General features: G+C 68.8%; 7 protein-coding genes. 2 read left to right on the top strand and 5 right to left on the bottom strand.

Annotation, left to right across the window (positions count from 1 at the left end; genetic code table 11):
* A partial coding sequence (locus ACIQ42_RS13520; RefSeq protein ID WP_397422746.1) for an ATP-dependent DNA helicase occupies nucleotides 1-2,365 on the top strand: 2,365 nt, incomplete at its 5' end.
* A gap of 109 nt (nucleotides 2,366-2,474) precedes the next feature.
* Here the strand turns inward: ACIQ42_RS13520 and ACIQ42_RS13515 are convergent.
* Together ACIQ42_RS13515 and ACIQ42_RS13510 are read right to left on the bottom strand one after the other, a co-directional pair.
* The gene (locus ACIQ42_RS13515; RefSeq protein ID WP_397422745.1) at nucleotides 2,475-3,422 is read right to left on the bottom strand and encodes a Coq4 family protein; all 948 of its coding nucleotides are present in this window, start codon (nucleotides 3,420-3,422) and stop codon (nucleotides 2,475-2,477) included.
* A 1-nt stretch (nucleotide 3,423) separates the two neighbouring features.
* On the bottom strand, nucleotides 3,424-3,684 hold the full coding sequence (locus ACIQ42_RS13510) for an EF-hand domain-containing protein (RefSeq protein ID WP_397422744.1): 261 nt from the start codon (nucleotides 3,682-3,684) through the stop codon (nucleotides 3,424-3,426).
* A gap of 126 nt (nucleotides 3,685-3,810) precedes the next feature.
* On the opposite strand from ACIQ42_RS13510, the gene ACIQ42_RS13505 reads away from it, so the two are divergent.
* Nucleotides 3,811-4,548 (top strand): prephenate dehydrogenase/arogenate dehydrogenase family protein, encoded by a 738-nt coding sequence (locus tag ACIQ42_RS13505; protein ID WP_397422742.1) that lies wholly within the window; start codon nucleotides 3,811-3,813, stop codon nucleotides 4,546-4,548.
* Here the strand turns inward: ACIQ42_RS13505 and ACIQ42_RS13500 are convergent.
* The 3 genes from ACIQ42_RS13500 to ACIQ42_RS13490 form a co-directional block, all read right to left on the bottom strand.
* Complete coding sequence (locus ACIQ42_RS13500; protein WP_397422741.1) at nucleotides 4,545-5,675, bottom strand: pyridoxal phosphate-dependent aminotransferase; 1,131 nt, start codon at nucleotides 5,673-5,675, stop codon at nucleotides 4,545-4,547. The two genes, ACIQ42_RS13505 and ACIQ42_RS13500, sit on opposite strands and share 4 nt — an antisense overlap.
* 42 nt (nucleotides 5,676-5,717) lie before the next feature.
* A complete protein-coding gene (locus tag ACIQ42_RS13495) occupies nucleotides 5,718-6,521 on the bottom strand; it encodes a chorismate mutase (protein WP_397422739.1) in 804 nt (267 codons plus the stop codon).
* Between the two features lie 104 nt (nucleotides 6,522-6,625).
* On the bottom strand, nucleotides 6,626-7,256 hold a 631-nt coding region (locus ACIQ42_RS13490; protein ID WP_397422738.1), incomplete at its 5' end, for a response regulator.

Genomic DNA, 7,256 nt, shown 5'->3' with positions numbered 1-7,256 from the left:
CGGCGGCTGGGCCTGGGGCGCCGCCGTCATCGGGGCGCTGCGCAGCCAGCTGCCGGGCAACATGTTCCGCACCTCGGGCCTCGATGTCTGGGCGCGCATGGCCGAGTGGGAAGCCGAGGCGCCTCCCGGCGAGCCGGGCTCGAAGCCCATCGAGGCAGACGCCGCCGCCGCCCGACTGGTCGAGGTGCTGGCCCGCGCGGGCCTCGATGAAGCCCGCCCCACCCAGAGCCAGTACGCCGCCGAAGCCGCCCACGTCTTCCAGCCCCGCGAGCGCGAGGGCGAACCGCGCATGATGCTGGCCGAGGCGGGCACCGGCGTCGGCAAGACCCTGGGCTATCTGGCGCCGGCCTCGCTGTGGGCCGAGGCCAATGGCCCGGCGGTGTGGATCTCCACCTACACCCGCGCCCTGCAGCGCCAGATCGAGCGCGAGAGCCGGGCGCTCTACGCTGATGAAACCGCCCGCGCGAAGAAGGCCGTGGTGCGCAAGGGCCGCGAGAACTACCTCTGCCTGCTGAATTTCCAGGACATGGCCAATGCCGCCCAACTGGGCAACGGCGACCTGGTGGGCCTCGGGCTGGCCGCCCGCTGGGCGCGCGCCACCCGCGACGGCGACATGACCGGGGGTGACTTCCCGGCCTGGCTGTCGACCCTGTTCGCCGTGCCGGCCGCCGCCCAGGCCAGCCCCGCCAACCTCGTCGACCGGCGCGGCGAGTGCGTCCACGCCGGGTGTCAGCACTACCGCGCCTGCTTCGTGGAGAAGGCGATCCGCGGCTCGCGCAAGGCCGACCTCGTCATCGCCAACCACGCCCTGGTCATGACCCAGGCCGCCTTCGACGGCGCCCGGGCGGCGCGGGGCTCCAGGGGCGACGCCGAGACCACGCATCTGAAGCGCATCGTCTTCGACGAGGGCCACCACCTGTTCGACGCGGCCGACAGCGCCTTCTCCGCCGCCCTGTCGGGCCAGGAGGCCGCCGAGATGCGCCGCTGGCTGCGTGGGCCCGAGGGGCGCGGTCGACGGGGCAGGGGCCTTGAGGCACGCCTGCTCGACATGCTGGGCGACAGCGAGGAGGCCCGCACCCAGCTCACCGACGTGCTGCACGCCGCCGCCGCCCTGCCGGGCGAGGGCTGGTCCGGCCGCATCGCCCCGCCGAACGGCGAGGTCAATCCCATCGGCCCGGTCGAGGCTTTCCTGGTGGCCCTGATCGAGCAGCTGCGCGCCCGCGCCGCCCCCTCCGAGGTGGGCATGGAATGCGCCGCCCGCCCGGCCCTGGACCTGGTCCGCTCCACCGCCCGCGAGGCCGCCCGCGCGCTCGCTCGCATCGAGGCGCCCCTGCTGGCGCTGGCCCGCGCGCTCGAGACCCTGATGGACGACGAGGCCGCCAGCCTCGGCGGCTCCGAGCGTGCGAGAATTGAAGGCGCTTTGAGGGGGCTAGATCGACGCGCCCGCATGCAGCTGCCCGCCTGGCGCTCCATGCTCCAGGCCATCGACGAGAACGCCGACGACGACCCGGACTTCGTGGACTGGTTCGACGCCACCTTCCTCTATGGCCGGGTGGTGGACGCCGCCTGCCGCCGCCACTGGGTCGATCCCACCGAGCCGCTCACCAATGCGGTGATCAAGCCCGCCCACGGGGTGCTGGTGACCTCGGCCACCCTGTCGGACCCCACCCTCGACGACCCCTTCGCGCTCGCCGAGATGCGCACCGGCGCCGCCCGCCTGCCTGACCGTCCGAAGACGCTGAAGCTGGCCTCGCCCTTCGACTACGCCGCCCACGCCCGCTGCCTGGTGATCACCGACGTCAACAAGGAGGACGCCCGCCAGGTCTCGGCGGCCCTGCGCGAGCTGTTCCTGGCCGCCGGCGGCGGAGGCGTCGGCCTCTTCACCGCCATCCGGCGCCTGCGCGCGGTGCATGAGCGCATCGCCGCCCCCCTGGCCGACAAGGGCCTGGCCCTCTACGCCCAGCATGTCGATCCGCTGGAGGTGGGCGCGCTGGTGGACATCTTCCGCGCCGAGCAGGACGCCTGCCTGCTGGGCACCGATGCGGTGCGCGATGGCATGGACGTACCGGGACGTAGCCTGCGCCTGCTGGTCTTTGACCGCGTCCCCTGGCCCCGCCCCGACATCCTGCACAAGGCGCGCCGCGTTCGGTTCGGCGGCAAGGGCTACGACGACGGCATCGCCCGGGCCCGCATCGCCCAGGCCTTCGGCCGCCTGATCCGCCGCGCCGACGACAAGGGCGTCTTCGTCATGCTGGACGCCGCCGCCCCCACCCGCCTCTTCGCCGGCCTGCCCCCCGGCGTCGAGGTGCAGCGCATGACCCTCGTGGAGGCTATTGAACTGGTTGAGGCGTTCCTGGCGCCCTAGAGCCTGTCCGGTTCAGATGGCATCCTCTGAACCGGATAAACAGGCTCGTTATCAAATGTTTAGAGCACGACGGGCGCTTGAACCGGTATCCACTTCAAGCTGTCGTGCTCTAGGCTGCCGCCGCCAGCTGCTCGAACAGATCCGCCGGCCAGGCCGAGGCATAGGGCTTCAACCCGAGGCGCGCCCGCACGGCGTCCACCGGCTGGTCCCAGATCGCCTCCCAGGCGACCCCCAGCAGCGGCGGGCTCTCGCGGCCGTGCACCCAGCCGCCGAGGATGGTGTCCAGCAGCAGTGTCGCCGCCTCGGGTCGATCAAACGCGGCGCGGGTCAGCACCATGGCCAGGAACATCGCCGAATAGCTGTGTCCGAACTGGCCCAGCTGAAAGCCGGAGATCGCCACCTCATGCAGGCCGGTGGTCCGGTAGCCCGCGGCCAGGTGCCAGAGGTCATGGCACTGCAGGATACGCGCATTGAGATAGTCCAGCGGCGCGGGCAGGTCGGCCAGCCCCAGGGTCTCGCGGTCCAGCACCTCCAGGTCGAAGCCGTTATCGACGATCAGGCTGTGAAATTCGCCGCCCAGTGACACCTTCGGACAAACGGCCAGCGACGCCATGGTGAACTTCGCCGGATAGCCCTGGGCCGCCGCTTCCGCGCAGCCAGGATAGGCCAGGGCCGTGCGGGCCACACGCGCCGTCATCCCCGGCGACAGATGACCCAGCAGCGCGGCTGTGCGCTGCGTCACGCCACCCGCGCCCAGCGTGCCCGGCGGCGTGTCGATCAGCGCCCAGAAGGCGGTCCAGAATGCAGGTGGGATGGGCTCGCGTGGAGCCTGGTCCCCCGCAAGCGCCGCGGCCTTGACCGCCTCACCCCGCCAGCCTTCCGCCGAGCGGTCGTAGATCTCGGACAATCGCTCAGGTTGTGAAATGGCTACATACATCCATAGCGCGGCCAGCCCCTGCAGCCCCTCCGCCGTCACCTCCCGGCGCAGACCCGCTGCCAGTGCAAGGGCGTCACCGTCGGCCCGTGCGGTCGCGGCTTCGAAGCTGGCCCGCGTCATCTCAGCCGCCGTTGCGCTGGCGCATGGCGGCCATCGCGGCCTCCAGCTCTGCAGCGACGACCTTGCCGTCCTTGTTGGCGTCGACCATCTCGAAGCGCTCGGCCGGACGGCCGGCGGCGACCCATTCGTCCTTGCTGACGCCACCGTCGCTGTTCTTGTCCCAGGCCTTGATCATGTCGGCCGGCGCCGGCATCTGCGCCGAAGCCGCCCCGGCTGCCGCCAGCATGGCCACGGCCACCGTGGTGATGATGAATGTGCGCATGTTGCTCTCCCTGAAAATGCGTGGGGAGTTCACACCCCGACTGTTGCCTGGATATTGCATGATTGTGGCCGTTCCACGCACTTTCGCCCGTTTGCGCCGGCTGGCGGGGCAGGCTAGTGAGCCGCGATGAAACGCGTCGGCCTTATCGGCTTCGGACAATTCGGACAGCTGGCGGCCCAGACCCTGAAGGCGCACTTCGAGGTTGCTGTTTGTGATCCGGCGCCAGCCACCGCATCGCTCGCCCGCGAACTCGGCGTGGATGTCGCAAGCCTGGCGGCCGTCGCGGCCCGCGAGATCGTCATCTTCGCCGTGCCCGTCGTTGCGATGGAGGCGGTGTTCCGCGCCGCCGCACCGCATCTGATGCCAGGCGCCCTGGTCATCGATGTCGGCTCGGTGAAGATGCTGCCGGCGCGCTGGATGACCGAGATCCTGCCCGGGCATGTCGACCTGGTGGCGACCCACCCCCTGTTCGGTCCGCAGAGCGCCAGGACCGGGCTTGATGGCCTGCGTCTGGTGGTGTGCCCGATCCGGGGCGAGCGGTCTGAGAAAGTTGTGGCTTTCGGCCGCGCGCTGGGCCTGACCGTCACCGTCACCACGCCGGAGGAGCATGACCGGGAGATGGCCTATGTTCAGGCGCTCACCCACCTGATCGGTCGCTCGCTGGTCAATCTGGGGATCCCCGACGAGCAGTTGAAGACGGCGTCCTACCAGCACCTGCTGGAGCTATGCGCCTTGATCGGTGCCGATACCTTCGAACTCTTCACAGCGATCCAGACCCAGAATCCCTTCGCCGCCGAAGTGGTGGAGAAGTTCGTCGGCGAAGCGCAGAGCCTGTTGGACCAGGTCGCCGCAAAACGCCACTAGGCCCCTACGAAATCCGTCAGGGCCGCGACGACTGCGCGGTTGTGTTCTTCGAGCCCGATGGTGATCCTCAGGTGGTTCGGCAGCCCGTAGTTCAGGACCCGCCGCGTCAGGAGGCCTCTGGCGCTCAGGAAGGCGTCGGCGTCGGCGGCCGTCTTGCCCGGTTGGCTCGAAAACCCGATGAGCAGGAAATTGGTGGCCGACGGCCCGACGATCTCGAGGCCCAGGCCGCCGAGTTGCTGGGTTAGCCAGGGCCGCCACTGCTCGACGTGGGCGATGGAACGGTCCTGGAAATCCTGGTCCCCAAGCGCTGCCACGCCAGCCAGTTGCCCGGGGATGGAAGTGTTGAACGGCAGCCGAATGCGGTCAACGGCCTCGGCGATGGCCAAGGGCGCATAGCCCCAGCCCAACCTGAGTGCGGCCAGCCCATAGAGCTTCGAGAAGGTGTGGGTCACCACCACATTGTCGGAACCACGGGCGAAATCCAGGCCATCACTGAACCGGTCGTCCAGCACGAACTCACCGTAGGCTGCGTCCAGCACCAGAACGACGCTCGGCGGCAAGGCGGCATGCAGACGCTCGATCTCTGAGAAGGCGATCCACGTGCCCGTCGGGTTGCCGGGGTTGGCCAGAAACACCAGCCGTGTACGCTCATCCACGACCTTCAGGATCTCGTCCACATCGATCCGGTAGCCGGGCTCCCGCGCCAGCTTCACTTGAGCCTGACAGGCGTGGGCGCCGATGGCGTAGGCTGCAAAGCCGTATTCGCCCTGAACAATGTTGTCCCCCGGCTCCAGGAACGCCTGGTTCAGAAGCTGAAACACCTCGTCTGATCCGCATCCGAAAATCAGGCGCTCGGGCTCCAGCCGGAAGGTCGAGGCGATGGCGTCGCGCAGGATCGTGGTCCGACTGTCGGGATACATGTGCAGCAGGTCGGCGGCCTCGGCAAAAGCCGCCCGAGCCTTGGGACTCACACCCAGAATGTTCTCGTTGGCTGACAGCTTGATTGGGGTTTCAACGCCGTCCGACTTGGCCTTGCCGGGCACATAGGCGTGGATGTCCAGGATCCCTGGCTTGGGAACAGGTTTCGGCGCGTGAGCGCGGTCAGTAAGGTCGCGAGGATCGGACATGCGGTCTGCCGGTGTTGTGTCGGGCGGCGGGTTAGCGTCCTCTTACACGTCCAGCTGCGTTGGCGCAGCCCCGATGACACCGCTCAGGCGTCCTGGCGCCCTGGCCAGTCGTTCGTCGTCGCGCTGATAGAACCCGGCGAGCTGGAAAAGCTTCAAACCCCCGGCCGAGGCCAGGATGTCCGCCGCCACGCCGTCGCGACCCAGGGCCTCGATGATAGCTGGCGCCGCGCCGGGCGCATCGGTGACCCAGAATGTACTGTCGCCACCGGTCGGCTCAACATCGATCGCAGCCACCGCCAGAGCCGACATGGGACCCCACGCCGCCAGGCAGGGCAGGGCCGCGAAGACCTTGAGCGCCGGTTCGGCCAGCAGCCGGCCCCACCAGGCGTTGTCGGGCGTCAGGGCGCAGACGGCCACACCGCCGGGGGTGCGCGCCGCAGCCAGAGCGTCTTCCGGCTTTGCTACCTGTTGTAATGGGGGCGCGCCGCCAAAGCGCTGCCGGGCCAGCTCGACACCGCGCCCGGGATCGCGCGCGCCCCACACCGAGATATGGAAAGGTCCCTGCCCGGCCAGACTGTCGCCGATAAGTTCTTGCCAGACGCCCACGATGAGGCCGGCATCGGCCGCCTTGCGCTCGCTGGCGATCAGCCGCCGCAGGATCGCAGCCTCACGACCGGGGCGCAGCCCGAACTTGCCGCCGTCGCCTGCCGCCCGCTTCGCCGCCGCCACCACCCGAGCCAGGGATGCGCGCTCATCGATCAGCCGCAGCAACTCGGTATCAAGGGCGTCGATGCGCTGGCGCACCGCGTCAAGCGTCGGCGCTGCGTCCGGTTTCGCCTCCGACATAGATCTTCCTCAGAACCCTGGATCGCGACCTATGGCATTGCGGACTTGCACGCAATAGAGGGTCGATCGGCCAAAAAGTTGCGCGTGAAACTGTATCTGTCAGATCAGGCTGCGGCCGCCGCGCCCTCTGGGTTGAGCGCATCTTGCAGGGCCGCAAGCAGATGTTCCGGCTTCATTGGCTTTTCGACCACACCGTTCATCCCGGCGGCCAGATAGCCAGCTGCATCTTCGGGGTCCGCATTTGCGGTCAGCGCGATGATCGGCACGGCGCCGGCCGGCCCTGAAAGCGCCCTGATCGCGCGGGTGGCGGCGATCCCATCCATCCGCGGCATCCGGATGTCCATCAGGATAAGGTCGAAACGTCCCGAGCGGGCGGTCTCAACGGCCTCTTCGCCGTCCTCGGCGGTCTCGCTGGTGCAGTCAAACATTTCCACCAGAGATTGGGCCACCATGCGATTGGTGGCGTTGTCATCGACTACCAGAATATGTGCGGCACGGCCTTGCGCGTCTGCCGGCGCGCTGACTTCGTCGGGTACATGCGCCAGCACAATCTCGAAGCTTACGGTGTCAGAGGCACCGGCGCTGCTTTCCTTGCGCAGTACGCCGCCCATTCGCCCAAGAACGCTGTTGGCCAGCATTGCGCCAAGTGCGATTTCCAGACCGAGGCGCTCTTCGATTATGCGGACGCGCGTCTCGGGATCTTCGGAGTCCCACGCTGTGTCTCGCGGACCCCGG

Source organism: Phenylobacterium sp. (assembly GCF_044372605.1).
Classification (GTDB): domain Bacteria; phylum Pseudomonadota; class Alphaproteobacteria; order Caulobacterales; family Caulobacteraceae; genus Phenylobacterium.
Note: the sequence above shows the minus strand (reverse complement) of the source record. Positions and strands in the feature narration are given on the sequence as shown.

Excerpts from the sequence above, each read along its gene's own strand:
- ACIQ42_RS13505 (WP_397422742.1), top strand. The coding sequence starts at position 3,811 with ATGAAACGCGTCGGCCTTATCGGCTTCGGACAATTCGGACAGCTGGCG.
- ACIQ42_RS13500 (WP_397422741.1), bottom strand. The coding sequence starts at position 5,675 with ATGTCCGATCCTCGCGACCTTACTGACCGCGCTCACGCGCCGAAACCT.
- ACIQ42_RS13495 (WP_397422739.1), bottom strand. The coding sequence starts at position 6,521 with ATGTCGGAGGCGAAACCGGACGCAGCGCCGACGCTTGACGCGGTGCGC.
- ACIQ42_RS13515 (WP_397422745.1), bottom strand. The coding sequence starts at position 3,422 with ATGACGCGGGCCAGCTTCGAAGCCGCGACCGCACGGGCCGACGGTGAC.
- ACIQ42_RS13510 (WP_397422744.1), bottom strand. The coding sequence starts at position 3,684 with ATGCGCACATTCATCATCACCACGGTGGCCGTGGCCATGCTGGCGGCA.